Origin of the sequence: Pseudomonas paraglycinae (assembly GCF_021601625.1) — a bacterium.
GTDB lineage: Bacteria > Pseudomonadota > Gammaproteobacteria > Pseudomonadales > Pseudomonadaceae > Aquipseudomonas > Aquipseudomonas paraglycinae.
In genome coordinates this window covers 14,193-34,415 of record NZ_BQHR01000004.1, presented here as the reverse complement: position 1 = coordinate 34,415, position 20,223 = coordinate 14,193, and the positions used below count along the sequence as shown (strand labels likewise).

General features: G+C 61.2%; 17 protein-coding genes. 15 read left to right on the top strand and 2 right to left on the bottom strand.

Annotated elements, in window-relative coordinates:
• The first annotated feature begins 48 nt into the window (after positions 1-48).
• The gene (locus tag L6D82_RS06970) at positions 49-1,098 is read left to right on the top strand and encodes an acyltransferase family protein (RefSeq protein ID WP_102686115.1); all 1,050 of its coding nucleotides are present in this window, start codon (positions 49-51) and stop codon (positions 1,096-1,098) included.
• A 113-nt stretch (positions 1,099-1,211) separates the two neighbouring features.
• Here the strand turns inward: L6D82_RS06970 and L6D82_RS06965 are convergent, their stop codons facing one another.
• Positions 1,212-2,120, bottom strand: a complete 909-nt coding sequence (locus tag L6D82_RS06965) for a helix-turn-helix domain-containing protein (RefSeq protein ID WP_102716782.1) — start codon at positions 2,118-2,120, stop codon at positions 1,212-1,214.
• Positions 2,121-2,282: 162 nt separating this feature from the next.
• Here L6D82_RS06965 and L6D82_RS06960 point away from each other — a divergent pair, with 162 nt between their 5' ends.
• From L6D82_RS06960 to L6D82_RS06940, 5 genes are all read left to right on the top strand, one after another.
• A complete protein-coding gene (locus L6D82_RS06960) occupies positions 2,283-3,641 on the top strand; it encodes a glutamine synthetase family protein (protein ID WP_064384094.1) in 1,359 nt (452 codons plus the stop codon).
• 100 nt (positions 3,642-3,741) lie between these two features.
• Positions 3,742-4,830, top strand: a complete 1,089-nt coding sequence (locus L6D82_RS06955; protein WP_102686114.1) for a polyamine ABC transporter substrate-binding protein — start codon at positions 3,742-3,744, stop codon at positions 4,828-4,830.
• Positions 4,827-6,128, top strand: coding sequence for an NAD(P)/FAD-dependent oxidoreductase (locus L6D82_RS06950; protein WP_102716781.1), 1,302 nt, complete (start codon positions 4,827-4,829; stop codon positions 6,126-6,128). Before L6D82_RS06955 ends, L6D82_RS06950 begins: the two co-directional genes overlap by 4 nt.
• A gap of 113 nt (positions 6,129-6,241) precedes the next feature.
• On the top strand, positions 6,242-7,897 hold the full coding sequence (locus L6D82_RS06945) for a PqiB family protein (protein WP_102716780.1): 1,656 nt from the start codon (positions 6,242-6,244) through the stop codon (positions 7,895-7,897).
• A gap of 16 nt (positions 7,898-7,913) precedes the next feature.
• Positions 7,914-8,465, top strand: a complete 552-nt coding sequence (locus tag L6D82_RS06940; RefSeq protein WP_236188460.1) for a PqiC family protein — start codon at positions 7,914-7,916, stop codon at positions 8,463-8,465.
• 14 nt (positions 8,466-8,479) lie between these two features.
• Here L6D82_RS06940 and L6D82_RS06935 read toward each other — a convergent pair whose 3' ends face one another.
• Positions 8,480-9,370, bottom strand: coding sequence for a site-specific integrase (locus L6D82_RS06935; RefSeq protein WP_102686110.1), 891 nt, complete (start codon positions 9,368-9,370; stop codon positions 8,480-8,482).
• Between the two features lie 431 nt (positions 9,371-9,801).
• On the opposite strand from L6D82_RS06935, the gene arnB reads away from it, so the two are divergent.
• From arnB to L6D82_RS06890, 9 genes are read left to right on the top strand one after another with little or no spacing between them, the layout of a single operon-like run.
• The gene (gene arnB, locus L6D82_RS06930) at positions 9,802-10,950 is read left to right on the top strand and encodes a UDP-4-amino-4-deoxy-L-arabinose aminotransferase (protein ID WP_102716778.1); all 1,149 of its coding nucleotides are present in this window, start codon (positions 9,802-9,804) and stop codon (positions 10,948-10,950) included.
• The gene (gene arnC, locus L6D82_RS06925; protein ID WP_085745601.1) at positions 10,947-11,969 is read left to right on the top strand and encodes an undecaprenyl-phosphate 4-deoxy-4-formamido-L-arabinose transferase; all 1,023 of its coding nucleotides are present in this window, start codon (positions 10,947-10,949) and stop codon (positions 11,967-11,969) included. Before arnB ends, arnC begins: the two co-directional genes overlap by 4 nt.
• Positions 11,966-13,957, top strand: a complete 1,992-nt coding sequence (gene arnA / locus L6D82_RS06920) for a bifunctional UDP-4-amino-4-deoxy-L-arabinose formyltransferase/UDP-glucuronic acid oxidase ArnA (RefSeq protein WP_102716777.1) — start codon at positions 11,966-11,968, stop codon at positions 13,955-13,957. The genes arnC and arnA overlap by 4 nt, the downstream gene beginning before the upstream one ends.
• The gene (arnD, locus tag L6D82_RS06915; RefSeq protein ID WP_236188458.1) at positions 13,957-14,841 is read left to right on the top strand and encodes a 4-deoxy-4-formamido-L-arabinose-phosphoundecaprenol deformylase; all 885 of its coding nucleotides are present in this window, start codon (positions 13,957-13,959) and stop codon (positions 14,839-14,841) included. The genes arnA and arnD overlap by 1 nt, the downstream gene beginning before the upstream one ends.
• A complete protein-coding gene (gene arnT, locus L6D82_RS06910; protein ID WP_236188457.1) occupies positions 14,838-16,487 on the top strand; it encodes a lipid IV(A) 4-amino-4-deoxy-L-arabinosyltransferase in 1,650 nt (549 codons plus the stop codon). Before arnD ends, arnT begins: the two co-directional genes overlap by 4 nt.
• Positions 16,484-16,828 (top strand): 4-amino-4-deoxy-L-arabinose-phosphoundecaprenol flippase subunit ArnE, encoded by a 345-nt coding sequence (gene arnE / locus L6D82_RS06905; RefSeq protein ID WP_085745597.1) that lies wholly within the window; start codon positions 16,484-16,486, stop codon positions 16,826-16,828. Before arnT ends, arnE begins: the two co-directional genes overlap by 4 nt.
• Entirely contained in the window at positions 16,825-17,229 is a 405-nt protein-coding gene (gene arnF, locus L6D82_RS06900) for a 4-amino-4-deoxy-L-arabinose-phosphoundecaprenol flippase subunit ArnF (protein ID WP_085745596.1), read from the top strand. The genes arnE and arnF overlap by 4 nt, the downstream gene beginning before the upstream one ends.
• Positions 17,226-18,605: a UDP-glucose dehydrogenase family protein gene (locus tag L6D82_RS06895; protein WP_085745595.1), complete on the top strand. Its 1,380-nt coding sequence runs from the start codon at positions 17,226-17,228 to the stop codon at positions 18,603-18,605. Before arnF ends, L6D82_RS06895 begins: the two co-directional genes overlap by 4 nt.
• Positions 18,578-20,197, top strand: coding sequence for an ArnT family glycosyltransferase (locus L6D82_RS06890; protein ID WP_236188456.1), 1,620 nt, complete (start codon positions 18,578-18,580; stop codon positions 20,195-20,197). The genes L6D82_RS06895 and L6D82_RS06890 overlap by 28 nt, the downstream gene beginning before the upstream one ends.
• Positions 20,198-20,223 lie beyond the last annotated feature (26 nt).

The following is a 20,223-nucleotide window of genomic DNA, read 5'->3' as shown; positions in this document are numbered from 1 at the left end:
ACAGTCCTCAGTGATCGATCCGCGCTGACGAGTCTGGAGCGCCTGTACATGAACAAGCGACGACTGAACGAACTGGACTTGCTGCGCTTCCTCGCCGCGATCGCCGTGGTGTTTTTTCACTATGCGTTTCGCGGCTATGCGAGGGGCGATATGTCGGTAATGCCCTATCCGCTATTGGCTGACGTTGCCAAATACGGTTACCTGGGCGTCGAACTGTTTTTCATGATCAGCGGATTCGTGATCCTGATGACGGCTTCGAACAACGATCTCAAAGCGTTTTTCATTTCCCGCGTCATCCGCCTCTGCCCGGCTTTCTGGGTTTGCTGCACGATCACTTTTCTCGTCACGCTGGCCATTGGTCAGCCAAGATTTTCGGCTGATTTTTATCAATACATGATCAACATGACATTCCTCGGCGACCTGATCGGTGTCCCACCCATCGACGGGGTCTACTGGTCACTGTTCGTCGAAATAAAGTTCTACCTGATGATCGCCGTCCTGTTGGCCTTCAAGAAGATAGAGAAAATAGAAAACTTCCTTGTGCTCTGGCTGCTGATCTCGGCCGCAGCGGAAGTCTTTGCTTTCGAAAAACTGCGCTCGGTCCTGATCACCGACTACGCGGCCTATTTCATCGCTGGCGCGACGTTCTACATCATCTGGGACAAGGGTTTTACCAAATCCCGTATTTCCCTGCTGGCAGCCGCGCAGGCATTGGCCAGCTTCAACGCGATCAAGTGGGCCGAGTCGATTGAACTGAAATATTCGACCGAATACGATTCCTTGATTATCTGCGGTGTCATTGCCCTGTTTTTCATGACGTTTCTTTTTATCTCGACGCATAAAACGTCAGCCATCGGGAGGTTCGACTGGACAGCGTTGGGCGCCCTGACTTACCCGCTTTACCTGCTGCATCAAATGATCGGCTTCATGATCTTCAATATGGCTTATCCGGCTGTGAATCCTCACGTGCTGCTGTGGGGCACCCTCGCTTTGATGATAGGTGCCTCCCATGTCATCCATAAAGAAATAGAAACCCCGATGGCCAGACTGATGAAAAGATCCCTTTCATCCTCCTTCAAGCGTCTCAGAGTTGGTTAGTCGGTAGCGCAACAGGCTTGGCAACATCGGCCTATCGATAAATGAAAAAGACGGGAGAGATTTCGGCGAATACCGAAACCTCTCCCGTCTTTTTTTGTGGTGCAGAGTGCCCGTCACATCGACGATGAGCGCTTCAACGTCTCGCTCGGCAACTCCTTGAACAACGCTCGGTAACTGCTTGAAAAACGCCCCAAATGCCAGAACGACCAGTTCATCGCGACCTCCGCCACCGTCGTGTCTGCCGGGGAGCGTTTGAGCAATTCCCGCCGCGCACTGTTGAGCCGGCGCAAACGCAGCCAATGGCTCGGCGACATCCCGGTGTACGCCTTGAACGTCTGCTGCAACTGGCGAAGAGAAACCCCGGCCACCCGCGACAGCTCCAGCAGATTGAGGGTTTGTTCCGGTGAATCCGCCGCCCACTCTCCTACGCGTTTGAGGGTGATTCGCTCTTCGGCGCGGCGCTGCAAACCACCGCCGTCCAGGCACACGCTCGCGTTGTCGAGTATGAACAGGCAGTCCTCGAGCAATTGCTGGGTCAGCGCTTCTTTGCTTGGCTGATCAAGGGTTTGCGACAACTTCGTGAGAGTCGAGCTTAGCCAGCGACTGAACAATCCATTCTGCGCGCCATTGAGCGGAGCCATGAACAGACCTTCCAGCCTGGCCACGTCCAGGCCGTTGCGCTGGACGAACTCCGGGCCGAACACCACGGCGATTTCCTGATAGTTCTCCGGGGTGATCCAGATGTTGCGGCTCTCTTCATTGAGCAGATAGAGCGCGTTGTCGCTGCGATCGAAACAGAACGCCAGCGAGCCTTCCGGCGCGCTGAAATTCTGCTCGACCCGGGTGTTCATCTGTTCTTCGTAAACCTCCACACCCTGCAAATCCAGATAACGGATCTGCCCGGCGAAATGCCCCGGCGACATCTGCTGGTAATGCTGAACCCAACCCGGCGTGGCGCGGATTTGCTCGGTGACATCGGCGGTGTTGAACGCTTGAACCTGAAGCGGATTGCACGTCGTCATGGGGAACCTTGCGCACTCTTTTGGTGCGCTTTGGTGCTGCTGAAAGTGGATAGATGGAACGGCAAGGCCCGCCCAAGATAGTCGTCAACGCGCCACAGGGGAAGCCTGCGAAAGATGAAATCGCTTTTCCCCCGCGTCAACAAAACCAACGACGAGGTCTTTATGAATGCCCCTTTCGATCAGCTGTTCACGTGGCTGAAAGATCACAAGATTACCGAAGTGGAATGCGTGGTCAGCGACCTGACCGGCATCGCCCGCGGCAAGATCGCACCGACCAACAAGTTCCTGCATGAGCGAGGCATGCGCCTGCCGGAAAGTGTGCTGCTGCAAACGGTAACCGGGGATTTTGTCGACGACGACATCTACTATGACCTGCTCGACCCGGCCGACATCGACATGGTCTGCAAGCCGGTGAGCGACGCGGTGTACGTGATTCCATGGGCCATCGAGCCGACTGCCATCGTCATCCACGACACCTTTGACAAGTTCGGTAACCCGATCGAACTGTCACCGCGCAACGTACTGAAGAAAGTCCTGCAGCTGTACACCGACAAAGGCTGGAAGCCGATCGTGGCGCCGGAAATGGAGTTTTACCTGACCCAGCGCTGCGAAGACCCGGACTTGCCATTGAAGGCCCCGCTGGGCCGTTCCGGTCGCGCCGAAAGCGGTCGTCAGTCGTTCTCCATCGACGCCGCCAACGAATTCGATCCGCTGTTCGAAGACGTCTACGACTGGTGCGAACTGCAAGGCCTGGACCTGGACACGCTGATCCACGAAGACGGCCCGGCGCAGATGGAAATCAACTTCCGCCACGGCGATGCACTGGATCTGGCCGACCAGATCACCGTGTTCAAACGCACCCTGCGTGAAGCTGCGCTCAAGCACAACGTGACCGCGACCTTCATGGCCAAGCCGATCGGCGATGAGCCCGGCAGCGCCATGCACCTGCACCAGAGCGTGGTCGAGATTGCCAGTGGCCAACCGATTTTCGCCAATGCCGACGGCAGCATGAGCGATCTGTTCCGCCATCACATCGGCGGCCTGCAGAAATACATCCCGAAAGTGCTGCCGATGTTCGCGCCGAACGTGAACTCGTTCCGCCGCTTCCTGCCGGACACCTCGGCACCGGTCAACGTCGAATGGGGCGAAGAAAACCGCACCGTCGGCCTGCGGGTGCCGACCTCCGGGCCTGAGGCGATGCGGGTTGAAAACCGTCTGCCGGGCGCCGACGCCAACCCGTACCTGGCCATCGCCGCGAGCCTGCTGTGCGGTTACATCGGCATGGTCGAAGGCATCGAACCGAGCGCTGCCGTCGAAGGCCGGGCCTACGAGCGCCGCAACCTGCGCCTGCCGATCACCATCGAAGAAGCCCTGACCCAGATGGAAGAGTGCGACACCGTCGCGCGCTACCTGGGCAGCAAGTTCGTGCGCGGCTACGTCGCGGTGAAACGCGCCGAGCATGAAAACTTCAAGCGCGTGATCAGTTCCTGGGAGCGGGAGTTCCTGTTGCTGAGCGTCTGATTAAAACAACAAAAACCAACCCACGATCGTTCCCACGCGGAGCGTGGGAACGATCAGCAAGAGTCGCCTGAAAAATCCAATAATTCGAAGAGGTGTCGATATGCGTCTGTTGAAATCCATGATCCCCGCCGCGCTGGCCCTGGCGTGCAGTGCCGGTGCCCTCGCCCAACCCCAGGTCAGCGTCTACAACTGGACCGATTACATTGGCGAAACCACCCTCGGCGACTTCCAGTCCTCCAGCGGGATCAAGGTGATCTACGACGTCTTCGACTCCAACGAAACCCTAGAAGGCAAACTGCTCGCCGGTCGCACCGGTTACGACGTGGTGGTGCCGTCCAACCACTTCCTCGCCCGTCAGGTAAAGGCCGGTGCGTTCCTCAAACTGGACCGCTCGCAACTGCCGAACTGGAAAAACCTCGACCCGAAACTGCTGGCCCTGCTTGAGAAAAACGATCCGGGCAACGAGCACTCGGTGCCGTACCTGTGGGGCACCAACGGCATCGGCTACAACGTCGAAAAGGTCAAGCAAGTGCTGGGCATCGATCACATCGACTCCTGGGCCGTGCTGTTCGAACCGGAGAACCTGAAGAAACTCACCCAGTGCGGTGTGTCGATGATGGACTCCGCCGATGAAGTGTTCCCGGCGATCCTCAACTACATGGGCATGGACCCGCGCAGCGAGAAACCCGAAGACTACAAGAAGGCCGAAGAGAAACTGCTGAGCATCCGGCCATACATCACCTATTTCCATTCTTCGAAATACGTGTCCGACCTGGCCAACGGGGACATCTGCGTGGCCTTCGGTTACTCCGGCGACGTGTTCCAGGCCGCCAATCGCGCCAAGGAAGCCAAGAACGGCGTGAACATCGCCTATTCGATTCCCAAGGAAGGCGCGAACCTCTGGTTCGACCTGCTGGCGATTCCCGCCGATGCCGGCAACACCAAGGAAGCCCACGCCTTCATCAATTACCTGCTCGATCCGCAAGTGATCGCCAAGGTCAGCGCCTCGGTGGGTTACGCCAACCCGAACCCGGCGGCCAAGCAATACATGGATCCGGAGCTGGTCAACAATCCCGAGGTCTATCCGTCCCAGGAAGTCCTCGACAAGCTCTACATCTCCTCTACCCCGCCCCAGTCGATCATGCGTCTGATGACCCGGTCCTGGAGCAAAGTGAAGTCGAACAAATGAATCAGTACACCCAGGAACACGCCCACTCCTATTACGCCGCGTCGGCCCGGGCCAGCACACCTTATCCGGAACTGGCGGGTGACCTGATCGCCGATGTCTGCGTAATCGGCGGTGGTTTCACCGGCGTCAACACGGCCATTGAACTGGCGCAGCGCGGGCTTTCGGTAATTCTGCTCGAAGCCCGGCGCATCGGCTGGGGCGCCAGCGGGCGCAATGGCGGACAACTGATTCGCGGGATCGGTCATGACGTCGAAGGTTTCTCGCGGCATGTTGGCGCCGAAGGCGTGCGCTACCTGCACCGGGCCGGGATCGACTCGGTGGAGCTGGTGCGCCAGCGCATCAGCGACAACGCCATCGAGTGCGACCTGCGCTGGGGTTTCTGCGAGCTGGCCAACACGCCGGCGCAGTTCGACGCCTTCAAGGCCGAGCAAGACAGCCTGGCGCAGCTGGGTTACCGCCATGAAACGCGGCTGGTTGCCCCTGAGCTGATTCGTCAGCAAGTGGTGAACGCGGGTGTCTACAAGGGCGGCCTGATCGACATGGGTTCGGGCCACTTGCACCCGCTCGACCTGGTGCAGGGTGAAGCGCGGCTGGCGGCGTCCCTCGGGGTGCGGATTTTCGAACAGAGCCCGGTGCTGGAAATTCTCCACGGTTCGACCGTTCAAGTCCGCACCCAGAGCGGCACGGTGCGCGCCGGCAGTCTTGTGCTCGGCTGCAACGCGCATCTGGATGAACTTGAACAGCAACTCAGCGGCAAAGTGCTGCCCGCTGGCAGTTACATCATCGCCACTGAACCGCTGTCGGCGGAACGCGCCGCCGAGCTGATTCCGCAGAACCTGGCGCTGTGCGATCAGAAAGTCGGCCTCGACTACTACCGGCTCTCGGCGGACCGACGCTTGCTGTTCGGCGGCGCCTGCCATTATTCGGGACGGGATCCGGCGGACATCGCCGCGTACATGCGACCAAAGATGCTCAAGGTGTTCCCGCAACTGGCGGATGTGCGCATCGACTATCAGTGGGGCGGCAAAATCGGCATCACCGCCAACCGCTTCCCGCAGGTCGGCCGTTTGAAGCAGCACCCGAACGTGTTCTACGCCCAGGGCTATTCCGGCCACGGCCTGAACGTCACTCACTGGTGCGCCAAGCTGCTGGGCGAGGCGATTCATGCCGGCCACAGTCAGGGCATGGATGTGTTCAGCGGCGTGCCGCACATGACCTTCCCCGGCGGCCCGGCGCTGCGCTCGCCGCTGCTGGCACTGGGGATGTTCTGGTATCGCCTGCGGGAACTGCTGGGATGAGGCCTGCCGGTTAAAGCGCCCTGCACATTTGCTCTATCGCGAAGCACTTCTATATTGATGAAGTGCTTTTGCGTTCCTGACGCTCAGTGCCCAACACACCCTGGAGGTCATGGATGGAGTCGTCAGCCGCCGATCAACCGCGAGCGCCCGGCCAGGCGCCGGTCAAGACCCGGCGTTTCAGCATCTCGCTGGTGTGGATCGTGCCGATCATCGCGGTGCTGGTGGGCATCTCGCTGGTGGTGCACAACCTGATGCAGGAAGGCCCCAGCATCATTGTCACCTTCAAGACCGGCAGCGGCCTGACCGCCAACAAGACCGAAGTCAAATACCGCAACGTGGTCATCGGCCAGGTCACGGACGTCGAGCTGAGCGACGATCAGAAAAGCGTCAACGCCACGATCAAACTGGCCAAGCAGGCCGAAACCTTTACCCGCGAAGACTCGCAGTTCTGGGTCGTGCGCCCGCGCATCGGTGCGGGCGGTGTTTCGGGCATCGACACGTTGCTGTCCGGCGACTACATCGGCGCCGATATCGGTCAGTCGAACTCGCGCGCAAAACACTTCAAAGGCCTGGAAAACCCGCCGCCGATCACCTACGGCGAACCGGGCAAACGCTTCAACCTGCACGCCTCGGACCTCGGCTCGCTGGATATCGGCTCGCCGGTCTATTACCGCAAGATCCCGGTGGGCCAGGTGGTGGCCTACGCGCTGGACGCTGATGGCAAAGGGGTGAACATCGAGGTGTTCATCCACGCACCGAACGACGCCTACGTCACGGAAAACACCCGGTTCTGGAACGCCAGCGGGATTGACGTCAACGTCGGCGCCAACGGCTTTGCGGTGAAAACCGAATCGTTGTCGACCTTGCTGGTGGGCGGCATCGCCTTCCGCGCGCCGGAGTACAGCCCCAACGACGTTGCCGCCGCCGAAGAAAGAACCTACGACCTGTTTGAAGACCAGCAAACCGCCCTCGCCCCGCCCAACGGCAAGGCGCAATACCTGACCCTGCGTTTCGATCAGGCCCTGCGCGGGTTGAAAGTCGGCGCACCGGTGGAGTTTCTCGGCATCGAAATCGGCCGGGTAGTGAGCGTCAACCTGGACTTCGATCCGAAAAAACGCAGCTTCCCGCTCAACGTCGGCATCGTGATCTACCCGCAACGCCTCGGTCAGGCTCACGTCAAGATGCTTAAGGTACTCGAGCACAATCCGGACGACGAAGCCGCCGCCGTGCGCCTGATCGGCACCTTTATCGACAACGGCCTGCGCGCCCAGGCCCGCAGCGGCAACCTGCTGACCGGGCAGCTGTATATCGCGCTGGATTTCTTTCCCAAAGCCGAAAAAGTCGCGTTTGACCCCACCGCTCGCCCGATCAGCGTTCCGACCGTCCCCGGCAGCCTCGAACAGTTGCAGGAAAAACTCGAAGCGATGATCGACAAGCTCAACAAACTGCCGGTGGAACGGATTGCCGGCAACCTCGACAGCAACCTCGTGGAATTGCGCAAAGGCCTGACCCAGTTCAATGCCAGGACCCTGCCCGGCGTGCAGAACACCCTCGCCGACCTGAGCAAGACCCTGCAGTCGGCCAGCTCGACCCTGGCCGAAGATTCGCCGCAACGCGAACAACTGACCGAGACTCTCGACGAGCTTGGGCGCATGTCGCGTTCGTTGCGTGAACTGTCCGATTATCTGGGCCGTCATCCGGAATCGTTGATTCGCGGCCGCCCCGACAACGCCGCGCCACTGGACCTAAAAGGGCCGCCGCGCAATTGAGCACAGGAGCTGTCCCATGGCTTTACCGCTGAAGTTCACCGTGCTCGCGATCGGCCTGCTGCTGGGCGCCTGTAAAAGCGCCCCGATCAGCTTTCACACCCTGACACCGACGCAACCGATGACCGGCCGCGCCGGTTCGGAAATCGCCATCGAAGGCATCAGCGTGCCGCCGCAGGTCGACCGGCCGCAAATCGTGATCCGCCAGGGCAACAGCGGCCTGGCGATCCTTGAGACCGAATGGTGGGGCGCCAGCCTCAGCGATGAGTTACGCAGCGCGCTGGTGGATCAGCTCAGTAATGCCGGCGGCCCGCGCAAGACCTCGGTGCGCATTGATGTGCAACGCTTCGATTCGATACCCGGCCAATACGGGCTGATCGACGTCAAATGGCGCCTGCGCCAGGCCAACGCCGGGGACGACGCCCTGCTCGCCTGCCGCTCGCTGCTGCGAACCCCGTCCGGGCCGACCATCGATGATCTGGTGGTGGCCCAGCAGAACAACGTCAAGCGCCTGGCTGCGTTGATCAGTCAGGCTTCCACCGGCTCACGCGGCTGCCCGCCCGCCTCCTGATCGAAACGCAATGCCTACAAGTCGAAGCGATCCACCGCGCGGCGTCGCTCGTTGTCGTCGCGCACGTCGTAGTTGGCAGTCGTCTGGATATTGCTGTGATGGGCCAGTTTCTGGGCAATCGACAGGTCGTGCTCCTCAATCACCCGAGTGATGAACGAACGCCGGAAATCATGGGGCATGATCTTCACCCCGACCTGGGTCCCGCGCTGGCGGGCGATGTAATAGATCGCGTGCTTGGTGATGCGCTCGCGGGTGATGTGGCTGCCACGGCGAATACGGTTGAACAGAAACGCGTCGTCGCTCTCGCCTTCCTTGAGTTCCGAACGACGGAACTCCAGCCAGGCATTGAGTTTGGCAAACGCCCAGGCCGGTGCGTACTTGATCAGTTGTTTATTGCCCTTGGCGGTGACACACAAACTGCGCTCGTTGAAATCGACCTGATTGAGGTCCAGATCCACCGACTCCGACTTGCGCATGCCAGTGCCGTACAACAACGCAATCACCGCTGCATCGCGCAAACCCTGTGGCCGTGGATCAGCGGCGCAGACTTCCATCAATTCATGAATCAGCGTGCGCTTCAGATTGCGCCCCTGAGACAGTCGCGTGCCGGCAATGCCTTTGACCGAGCGCATCTTCAATAGATGTTCCTGGCTGATAAGACTCATGCGCCAGGCTTCATTCATTACACCGCGAATGGCGTTTACATACAGCGAAGAAGTATTCGGTGCGTAATTGTCGGCGCGCAATGCAGCGACTAACGCAACGACATCTTCCGGTTGCAGCGCGTGCCACGGAATGTCTTCGACGTTCATGTCTTCGAAACCGAGTCGGTCGGCGGCATCTTGCAAAACGTAACGCATGGTGAGTTGGCTGGAGGGAGCCAGACGCGCCAGATACACGGTCATCGGGTTGGTTTTCAGGGTGTCGGGGGATGCAACGGGTAAGTCAATCAAACGTCGGGCCTTGAGTAAAAGCAGTTCAACACAGCAACTAACAACTGCAACATTCTTAATATAAGGGGAACACTTCCTTAGGACTTTTCTACTAAAAACCGCGATAAACGGTAGAAGTCTGAACAGTGGCTGTATGGGTTTCAGATAAACGATTCGCCGACCGGTTTTTCATGTTCCTTTCACAAAAACGGGCATAACCTTAATTCCACTGAGTCCTGTGCCGGCGCTGCCCAAGCTGCCGGGCAATGCCTGAAAAGTCAACCGAACCCGACGTTATGTCGTCTTGGCAACTTATTGATGCAAAGGATTTTTTCGCGTCTACGCTTTGATTGGATCCAATTATTCAATGGATCTATTTCTTTTTTCTTTGCAATGAGGTGTGCATGAGTCAGGCGTTTCTCCCCTTCTCCCGCCCCAGTATCGGTGATGAAGAAATTGCCGCCGTGGAGCAAGTCCTGCGCTCCGGCTGGATCACCACCGGGCCGAAAAACCAGGCCCTCGAAGAACAGTTTGCCCAGTACATCGGATGCCGGCACGCCGTGGCCTTGTCCTCGGCCACCGGTGGCATGCACATCACCCTGCTGGCGCTGGGCATCGGCCCCGGCGATGAAGTCATCACCCCATCGCAGACCTGGGTCTCGACCGCCAACATGATTTCCCTGCTCGGCGCCACGCCGGTGTTCGTCGATGTCGACCGCGACACCCTGATGACCGACGCCGCGCGCATCGAAGCCGCCATCACCCCGCGCACCAAAGCGATCATTCCCGTGCATTACGCCGGCGCTGCTTTCGATCTCGATCCGCTTTACGCCCTGGCCGACAAGCACGGCATCACCGTGATCGAAGACGCCGCCCACGCCGCTGGCACCCGCTACAAGGGCCGTCACGTGGGTTCGCAAGGCACCGCGGTCTTCTCGTTCCACGCGATCAAGAATATGACCTGCGCCGAAGGCGCGATGTTCGTCACCGATGATGAAGCTTTGGCCAACCGCGTGCGCATGCTCAAGTTTCATGGTCTGGGCGTCGATGCGTACGACCGCCTGACCCACGGCCGCAAACCCCAGGCCCAGGTGATCGAGCCCGGTTTCAAATACAACCTGGCCGATATCAACGCCGCGATTGCCCTGGTGCAGCTGGAGCGTCTGGACGCGATCAACGCCCGTCGCACCGAACTGGCCACGCAATACCTGCAAAAACTCGAAGGCCTGCCGGTGCAACCGCTGGCGGTGCCTGCCTACGCGCAAACCCACGCCTGGCACCTGTTCATCCTGCGCATCGACAGCGAGCGCTGCGGGATCGATCGCGAAGCCTTCATGAAGGGTTTGCAGGAGCAAGGCATCGGCACCGGCATCCACTTCATCGCCACCCACCTGCACACCTGGTATCGCCAGCGTGATCCGCACCTGTCCCTGCCCGACACCGAGTGGAACTCGGCGCGGCTGTGCTCGATTCCGTTGTTTCCCGACATGACCGATCAGGATCTGGACCGGGTCGTCGGGGCCATTGAACACCTGATGGGGAAACGCCCGTGAGACCTTATCCGATTCATTGCGTGTCGATCGTCATCCCGGTCTACAACGAAGAAGACAGCCTGCCGGAGCTGCTGCGCCGCACCCAAGCCGCCTGCCAGCAATTGCGGCATGACTACGAAATCGTGCTGGTCGACGACGGCAGCCGCGACGCCTCCGCGCAACTGCTCGAGGACGCTGCCTCGGTCGATGACAGCCCGTTTGTGGCCGTCATCCTCAACCGCAACTACGGTCAGCACGCGGCGATCATGGCCGGTTTCGAACAGTGCAAGGGCGACGTGGTGATCACTCTCGACGCCGACCTGCAAAATCCGCCGGAAGAAATCCCGCGACTGGTGGCCGAGGCCGAAAAAGGTTTTGACGTGGTCGGCACCGTGCGCGGCAATCGCCAGGATTCGGCGCTGCGTCGCTACCCCTCGAAACTGATCAACCTCGCCGTGCAGCGCTCCACCGGCGTTGCCATGAGCGATTACGGCTGCATGCTGCGCGCTTACCGCCGCACGATCATCGACGCGATGCTCGCCTGCCGCGAACGCAGCACGTTCATTCCGATCCTCGCCAACAGCTTCGCCCGCCACACCACGGAAATCACCGTGGCCCACGCCGAGCGCGAACACGGCGATTCGAAATACAGCCCGATGCGCCTGATCAACCTGATGTTCGACTTGATCACCTGCATGACCACCACGCCCCTGCGCCTGCTGAGCATCGTCGGCTTCGCCATGGCCGGCCTGGGCGTGCTGTTCGCGGCGGCGTTGATCGTCATGCGCCTGGCCTTTGGCGCCGGATGGGCCGGCGATGGCCTGTTCGTGCTGTTCGCCGTGCTGTTCGTGTTCACCGGCGGCCAGTTCATCGGCATGGGCCTGCTGGGCGAATACCTGGGGCGCATGTACAGCGATGTGCGCGCCCGCCCGCGATTCTTCATCGAAAAGGTCCTGCGCGGGCACCCCGCCACGCCGGCCCCCGCCATCACCGTTGACGGCCTTACTTCCAACTCCTCGTCTGATCAGGTTCTCTCATGAGCGCAAAAACCGTTGTCTTCGCCTACCACGATATTGGCTGCGCCGGCATTCAAGCCCTGCTCGACAGCGGCTACGACATTGCGGCGGTGTTCACCCATGCCGATGACCCGCAGGAAAACGCGTTCTACGCCTCGGTGGCGCAACTGTGCGCCAACAAAGGCATCGCGGTTCATGCACCGGAAGACGCCAACCACCCGTTGTGGATCGAGCGGATTGCCAAGCTCGATCCGGATTACATCTTCTCGTTTTACTATCGCAACCTGCTGAGCGAGCCCTTGCTGGCCACCGCAAAAAAAGGCGCGTTCAACCTGCACGGTTCCCTGCTGCCGCGCTACCGTGGCCGCGCTCCGGCCAACTGGGTGCTGGTCAACGGCGAAACCGAAACCGGCGTCACCCTGCACCGCATGGTCAAACGTGCCGACGCCGGTGCCATCCTCGCCCAGCAACGCGTGGCCATCGAACGCAGCGACACCGCGCTGAGCCTGCACGGCAAACTGCGCACGGCCGCCAGCGACCTGCTGCGCGACGCGCTGCCAGCGATGCTTCAGGGCAAAATCACCGAAACCCCGCAAGACGAATCCAAAGCCACCGTGTTCGGTCGCCGTACCCCGGCGGACGGCAAACTGGTCTGGGCGCAACCGGCCGAGCAACTGTTCAACCTGGTGCGGGCCGTGACTCAGCCCTACCCCGGCGCCTTCTGCGCCGTGGGTGAGCACAAGCTGATCGTCTGGAGTGCCGAAGTCGTCAAGGGCAACGAAGGTCAGGCGCCGGGCCGCGTCATCAGTGTCGATCCGCTGCGCATCGCCTGCGGTGAAGACTCGCTGGTGATCAACGCCGGCCAGCGCAACGACAACGGCCTGTACCTGAGCGGCCCGCAACTGGCCAATGAACTCGGTCTGGTGGACGGCTCGCTGCTGCGCGGCGCCGAATCCGGTCGTGGCCCGCGCCGTACACGGGTGCTGATCCTCGGCGTCAACGGTTTCATCGGCAACCACTTGTCCGAGCGCCTGCTGCGTGATGAGCGCTACGAAGTTTATGGCCTGGACATCGGCTCCGACGCCATCGACCGCCTGCGCAGCCACCCGCGTTTTCACTTCGTCGAAGGCGACATCAGCATTCACTCGGAGTGGATCGAGTACCACATCAAGAAATGCGACGTGGTGCTGCCGCTGGTGGCCATCGCCACGCCGATCGAATACACGCGCAACCCGCTGCGGGTGTTCGAGCTCGACTTCGAAGAAAACCTGAAACTGGTGCGCTACTGCGTCAAATACAACAAGCGCGTGATCTTCCCGTCTACCTCGGAAGTCTATGGCATGTGCCAGGACAAGCACTTCGACGAAGACCGCTCGAACCTGATCGTCGGCCCGATCAACAAGCAGCGCTGGATCTACTCGGTGTCCAAGCAACTGCTGGACCGGGTGATCTGGGCCTACGGCGCCAAGGGCCTGAACTTCACCCTGTTCCGCCCCTTCAACTGGATGGGCCCACGGCTTGATCGCCTCGACTCGGCGCGCATCGGCAGCTCCCGGGCCATCACCCAATTGATCCTCAATCTGGTGGAAGGCACGCCGATCCGCCTGTTCGACGGCGGCGAACAGAAACGCTGCTTCACCGACATCGCCGACGGCGTCGAGGCGCTGGCGCGGATCATCGATAACGACAACGACGTCTGCAACGGCCAGATCATCAACATCGGCAACCCGGACAACGAAGCGAGCATTCGTCAGTTGGGCGAAGAACTGTTGCGCCAGTTCGAGGCTCATCCGCTGCGTTCCAACTTCCCGCCGTTCGCCGGTTTCCGCGACGTGGAAAGCAAGGCGTTCTACGGCGCCGGTTACCAGGACGTCGAGCACCGCAAACCGAGCATCGCCAACGCCAAGCGCCTGCTGGACTGGACGCCGACCGTGGAAATGCGCGAGACCATCGGCAACACGCTGGATTTCTTCCTGCGTGAGGCCATGGCCGAAATCGAGAGCAAGCGCTGATGCAGGCCGGTTTGCGCATCGACGTCGACACCTTTCGCGGCACCCGCGAAGGCGTGCCGCGCTTGCTGGAAATTCTCGATGAAGCGCAGATCAAGGCGACGTTTTTCTTCAGTGTCGGCCCGGACAACATGGGCCGGCACCTGTGGCGCCTGATCCGTCCGCAGTTTCTCTGGAAAATGCTGCGCTCCAACGCCGCTGACCTGTACGGCTGGGACATCCTGCTGGCCGGCACGGCCTGGCCGGGCAAACCGATCGGTCGCGACCTCGGGCACCTGATGCGTCAGGCCCGGGCCGCCGGCCACGAAGTCGGCCTGCACGCCTGGGATCACCACGGCTGGCAGGCCAATGCCGGGCGCTGGAGCGATGCGCAACTGGTCGAGCAGATCCGTCAGGGCGTCGACACCTTGAGCGACATCCTCGGCGAAAAAGTCATGTGTTCGGCCGCCGCCGGTTGGCGTGCGGACGAGCGTGTGATCGAAGCCAAACAGGCCTTCGGCTTTCGCTATAACAGCGATTGCCGAGGGCAGCGGCTGTTCCGACCGTTGCTGTCTGACGGTTCGGTCGGTGCGCCGCAGATTCCGGTGGACTTGCCGACCTTCGATGAAGTGGTCGGGCCGAGTGTGGCGGCGAAGGATTTCAACGCCTTCATCCTCGACCGGTTCCGCCCGGACAACCTCAACGTCTACACCATTCACGCCGAAGTAGAAGGGATTCTGATGGCCGAAGATTTTCGTCGACTGCTGGCCGACGCACGCCAGCGAAACATCAACTTTCAACCGCTGGGCGACTTGCTGCCCGAGTTTCTCAACACCCTGCCCGTCGGCCGTGTGCAACGCGGTGCCCTCGAAGGCCGCGAAGGCTGGCTGGGAGTGCAAGGCGCATGAGCAAACGCTGGGCATTGCCGCTGTTGCTGGGGATTTTCCTGCTCGCCTATCTGCTGCCGCTGGGCAGTCATGGTTTGTGGATTCCCGATGAAACCCGTTATGCGCAGATCAGCCAGGAAATGCTGCTGAGCGGCAACTGGGTGTCGCCGCATTTCATGAGCCTGCGTTACTTCGAAAAACCGGCGGCCGGTTACTGGATGATCGCCCTCGGGCAGGCCGTGTTCGGCCAGAACCTGTTCGGCGTGCGGTTTGCCTCGGCCCTGAGCACCGGGCTGAGCGTGCTGCTGTGCTTCCTCATCGCCCGCCGTTTGTGGAATGACCCGCGCAAAAGCTTCGTCTGCGCCCTGCTCTACATGAGTTTCGTCATCGTCGCCGGCCAGGCCGGTTACGCCAACCTCGATCCGCAATTCACCTTTTGGGTCAACCTGAGTCTGGTGGCGCTGTGGTTTGCCCTCGACAGCCGCTCCAACGGTCAGCGGCTGGCCGGTTGGGCAGTGCTGGGACTGGCCTGCGGCATGGGCTTCATGACCAAAGGCTTTCTCGCCTGGCTGCTGCCGGTGCTGATCGCCTTGCCGTGGATGCTCTGGCAAAAGCGCTGGAAAGAATTGCTGCTGTACGGCCCGGTGGCCATCGCGGTAGCGATCATCGTCAGCCTGCCGTGGGTGCTGGCGGTGCACGGTCAGGAACCGGATTACTGGCGGTTCTTCTTCTGGCACGAACACATCCGCCGGTTTGCCGGGGACGATGCCCAGCATGACGCGCCGTGGTGGTTTTACCTGCCGTTGCTGGTGGCGTTCAGTCTGCCGTGGGTCGGGATGCTACCGGTGGCGTTGAAGCAGGCCTGGCAGACCCGCCGCGAAACCGGCATCGCGTTTCTCGGCCTGTGGCTGTTGATGCCGCTGCTGTTCTTCAGCCTGAGCAACGGCAAGTTGCCGACCTACATCCTGCCGTGCCTGCTGCCGCTGGCGTTGCTGCTGGGCCACGCGCTGGCCGATCGCTTGCGTCTGGAGCAAGGCCGGGCGCTGGGCCTCAATGGCCTGCTGAACCTGTTGCTGGGCATCGTCACGCTGATCGGGCTGGTTTACGTGCAGCTCAAGCGTCCGCTGTACGACCACGAACTGCACAGTCTGGTGCTGGTGTTCATCGCCCTGACCGGCTGGATCATCAGCAACCTGCTGCAAGCCTTCCGCCCGTTGCAATGCTGGGCGGCACCGGCGGTGGGCAGCCTGCTGCTGATCGCGCTGCTGCCGGCGGCACTACCCAAATCGGTGGTGGCGAACAAGATGCCTGACCAGTTCGTGCTCGCCCACCAAACAGAACTGGCGGCCACCACGCACCTGTTGAGCAACGACCTGGGCGCCGCGTCGGCCCTGTCCTGGCGAGTCAAACGCCCGCAGGTGGCGATGTACAACACGATAGGCGAATTGAAATATGGCCTTGCCTATCCTGATGGCATTCAACAGCGGGTTGATACCGATCAGGTGCAACAGTGGATGCGCGAAGCCCGCAAGACCGGTTCGGTCGGCGTGGTGATGCGGGTCAAGGGGCAAGACGAACTGGACGAACTCGACAGACTGCCCAAGGACGGCGTTCGTTATGAGCAAGGCAATCTGGTGATCGTGATTCTTCCGCAGGAGGCGTCATGAGCCTGTGGCTGCTGTTGCTCGCCTGCCTGCTGACCTGCCTGGGCCAGGTCGCGCAGAAATTCGCCGTCGAGAGCTGGCGCGGCGCGAGCTTGCCGTGGTCGCGCAAACTGCGCTCGCCGTGGTTGTGGCTGGCCCTGTTTGCCCTTGGCACCGGTCTGCTGGTGTGGCTGCTGGTGTTGCAGCGCCTGCCCGTCGGCATCGCCTACCCGATGCTCAGCCTCAATTTCGTGATCATCACCCTGATCGCCCGCTTCGTGTTCAAGGAGCCCGTCGACGTTCAACACTGGTTCGGCGTATTTCTGGTAATCGGTGGCGTGGCGCTTTTGGGGCAACAGTCATGAACCAGGGTCGTGGAATCTTCTTCGCCCTGGCCAGCGTGCTGCTGGTCAGCGTGGCGCAACTGAGCATGCGCTGGAGCATGACGCGTCTGCCCCGGCCGGATCAGTGGCTGTCCGTACAAAGCGTCGATTCAGTTGCGCTGGCCGTGGTGCTCGCGGCGATCTTCGCCTATGCGCTGTCGATGCTCTGCTGGCTCGCCGCCCTGCGCGATCTGCCGCTGGGCCGGGCCTATTCGCTGCTGAGCATCAGCTACGCGCTGGTGTACCTGCTGGCGGCCAGCCTTCCGCTGTTCAACGAATCCTTCAGTTTCTCCAAATCACTGGGCGTGGCGCTGGTCATGCTCGGGGTCATCACCATCAACACTCGTCCGGCCCGTGCGCCCGAATTGAGGAGTTCGCCATGAAAATCACAGTGTTTGGTAGCGGTTATGTCGGCCTGGTGCAGGCCGCTGTGCTGGCCGAAGTCGGCCATGACGTGGTGTGCATGGACATCGACGAGAAGAAAGTCGAGCTGCTGCGCCAGGGCCACGTCAGCATCTTCGAGCCGGGGCTGGCCAGCCTGGTCCGCGAGGGCCTGGACGCCGGGCGCCTGCAATTCACCTGCGATGAAAAACTCGCTGTGCAGCACGGCAAGGTCGCGTTCATTGCAGTCGGCACCCCGTCGAAAGAAGACGGCTCGGCAGACCTGCGTTACGTGCTGTCGGTAGGCGACGCCGTGGCCCGGCATCGTGAACAACCGCTGATTCTGGTGGAGAAATCCACCGTACCCGTCGGCACCGGCGACACCTTGCGCACCCACCTGGACAAGGCGCTGATCAAGGCCGGGCGCCTGTTGCAGTTCGATATCGTGTCCAACCCGGAATTTCTCAAGGAAGGTTCGGCGGTCGCCGATTGCCGCCGGCCGGACCGGATCGTCATCGGCTGCGAGCGCGAAGAAGTGCGCGACGTGATGCGCGATCTGTATTCGCCGTTCAACCGCAACCACGACCGCATCATGTTCATGGACCTGCGCAGCGCCGAGCTGACCAAGTACGCCGCCAACTGCATGCTGGCGACCAAGATCAGCTTCATCAATCAGATCGCCGAGCTGGCCGAACACCTGGGCGCGGACATCGAATCGGTGCGCCAGGGCATCGGCGCCGACAGCCGCATCGGCTACCACTTCATCTACCCCGGTTGCGGTTACGGCGGTTCATGCTTCCCCAAAGACATGCGCGCGCTGATCCACAGTGCCGAAGAGGCGCACTGCTCCAGCGATTTGCTGCAAGCGGTGGAAGCGATCAACCAGCGGCAGAAGCACAAGCTGTTTGAACGCATCAACGCGTTCTACAAGGGCGAACTGCGCGGCAAGACTTTCGCCCTGTGGGGGCTGGCCTTCAAGCCGAACACCGACGACATGCGCGATGCGCCGAGCCGGGTTCTGCTGGAATCGCTGTGGGCCGCTGGCGCCAGTGTGCGGGCGTTCGACCCGGAAGCGATGCAGGAAACCCAGCATCTGTACCCGGACGAATCGAAACTGATGCTGATGGGCACCCCGGAATCGGTACTCGCCGGTTCCGACGCGCTGATCATCTGCACCGAATGGCAGCAGTTCAAGGCGCCGGATTTCGACCTGATCCAGCAACGCCTCAAGGCCCCGGTGATCTTCGACGGCCGCAACCTGTACGACGCCGAACGCCTGGCCCGCAACGGCTTCCATTACTTCCCGATGGGTCGTGGCGAATCGCGCTCCCTGCCGATTCCTTTGCAACAATGGCCACACGCCTCGGACGTGGCTTGATCGGTTTAACCCCTGCCCTGCGCCGGCAGTCCCTGATCGCAGGGCTGCTGGCGTTTTTGCTGTTCACCGCCGGCGTGTACGGGCAGGCGCCCATCGGTTTCGACTCGCGCTTCGTGTTGTTCGCCCAGGAAATGCTCCGGCACGGGCCCAGTATTTTTCCCACCACTTATGGTGAGCCTTACGCCGATTATTCGTCGCTCTCGACCTTGTTCATCTGGCTGTTGTCGTTGCCGTTCGGGACGGTCAACAGCCTGACGGCGTGGCTGCCGAGCGCTGTCGCCGGCGCGGTGATCGTGGCGTTGATGTATCGCTTGCTCGCGCCCGCATCCGTGCGCTGGGCGGTGGTCAGCATCGCGCTGCTGATGCTCACCAGCACCTTCATCAGCGAAACCCGCGCGGTGTCGCAGGACCTGATGCTCGCCGCCGTGGCGTTTTCGGTGTTCTACCTCGGCTATGCCCACGACCATTTCGCTGCCGCTCGACGCTGGCCGCTAGTGTTCATTCTGTTGCTGCTGGGGTTCGGCATTCGCGGGCCGATCGGGCTGGTGGTGCCGACCGGCATGCTGTGCAGTTACTACCTGCTGGATCGCCAATGGTCGCGCCTGTTGACCTTCGGTGTGCTGGCTTCGCTGTTGCTGGCGGCCTGCGTCGGGCTGTTGTTGTGGCTGGCGGAAGTCAGCGGCGGGCCGGCGTTTCGTCAGGACGTGATCCGCATGCAGTTCATGGGGCGCATGGACGGCAGCGAAGGCGTCAGCGGTTCGCTGTATTACTTCACCAGCTCACTGGGCAACTACGCGCTGGCGTATCCGCTGGCGTTGCTGGCACTCGCGGCCACTTGGCTGAGCAAGCCCCGGCAACGCGGCCCGGCCTTGCGCCTGGTGCAATATTGCGCCGCGGCGGGGTTGATCGTCATGGTCGGGCTGTCAATTCCCCAGGCGAAAAAGGCCCGTTATCTGCTGCCGATGCTGCCCATGGCGGCGATTATTGCGGCGTATCCGTTTCAGGTGTTGCATGGTCGGGTGTTTGCCTGGCTGCGCATCGGCATGCAGGGATTGTGGTTGTTGATTCCCGCATTGCTGATCGTCTTGTTGTGGGTGGCGAAGCGACGGTTTCCCCAGACGTTGACCGACCTGATGCCGGTAATGATCGTGCTCGGATTGCTGCAACTGGCCGCGTTGTCGCGGTTGTGGCTGCCGCGCTGGCGAACCGAAGTCCTCGCGTTCAGCGCCGTGTTGGCGGTCTGGTCGGCGTATGCACTGGTATTCGAGCCGGTGGAGCGCCAGCTGTATGACACGCGAACCTTCAGCCAGGCGGCACTGGCGCGGATCCACGAGCAACCCGCGCCGCTGGTGCTGCACGGCATGGGCAAGGACGCCAAGGCGATCAAGTTCATGGTCAACGTCGAGCAGGATCTGCAACCGCTGTTCACTGAAACCACGCAAGCGCTCGAAGCGCTCAAGGGGCCGGCGTGGCTGATGATGGATCGCAGCGACTTCCAGGCGTTGCAAGGCACACCGCTCGGTGCGCTGCAGCCGGTCTTGAGTGGGCGTTTCGACAAAAACGATTATGTGTTGCTGTGGCTGACGCCTTAACCTGCGCGACGTGATTTCGACAGGGA

Coding starts and splice junctions, on each gene's coding strand:
- arnE (WP_085745597.1), top strand. CDS start 16,484: ATGAGCCTGTGGCTGCTGTTGCTCGCCTGCCTGCTGACCTGCCTGGGC.
- L6D82_RS06955 (WP_102686114.1), top strand. CDS start 3,742: ATGCGTCTGTTGAAATCCATGATCCCCGCCGCGCTGGCCCTGGCGTGC.
- L6D82_RS06960 (WP_064384094.1), top strand. CDS start 2,283: ATGAATGCCCCTTTCGATCAGCTGTTCACGTGGCTGAAAGATCACAAG.
- L6D82_RS06935 (WP_102686110.1), bottom strand. CDS start 9,370: ATGACCGTGTATCTGGCGCGTCTGGCTCCCTCCAGCCAACTCACCATG.
- L6D82_RS06950 (WP_102716781.1), top strand. CDS start 4,827: ATGAATCAGTACACCCAGGAACACGCCCACTCCTATTACGCCGCGTCG.
- arnA (WP_102716777.1), top strand. CDS start 11,966: ATGAGCGCAAAAACCGTTGTCTTCGCCTACCACGATATTGGCTGCGCC.
- arnD (WP_236188458.1), top strand. CDS start 13,957: ATGCAGGCCGGTTTGCGCATCGACGTCGACACCTTTCGCGGCACCCGC.
- arnF (WP_085745596.1), top strand. CDS start 16,825: ATGAACCAGGGTCGTGGAATCTTCTTCGCCCTGGCCAGCGTGCTGCTG.
- arnB (WP_102716778.1), top strand. CDS start 9,802: ATGAGTCAGGCGTTTCTCCCCTTCTCCCGCCCCAGTATCGGTGATGAA.
- L6D82_RS06890 (WP_236188456.1), top strand. CDS start 18,578: ATGGCCACACGCCTCGGACGTGGCTTGATCGGTTTAACCCCTGCCCTG.
- L6D82_RS06895 (WP_085745595.1), top strand. CDS start 17,226: ATGAAAATCACAGTGTTTGGTAGCGGTTATGTCGGCCTGGTGCAGGCC.
- L6D82_RS06965 (WP_102716782.1), bottom strand. CDS start 2,120: ATGACGACGTGCAATCCGCTTCAGGTTCAAGCGTTCAACACCGCCGAT.
- L6D82_RS06945 (WP_102716780.1), top strand. CDS start 6,242: ATGGAGTCGTCAGCCGCCGATCAACCGCGAGCGCCCGGCCAGGCGCCG.
- arnT (WP_236188457.1), top strand. CDS start 14,838: ATGAGCAAACGCTGGGCATTGCCGCTGTTGCTGGGGATTTTCCTGCTC.
- L6D82_RS06940 (WP_236188460.1), top strand. CDS start 7,914: ATGGCTTTACCGCTGAAGTTCACCGTGCTCGCGATCGGCCTGCTGCTG.
- L6D82_RS06970 (WP_102686115.1), top strand. CDS start 49: ATGAACAAGCGACGACTGAACGAACTGGACTTGCTGCGCTTCCTCGCC.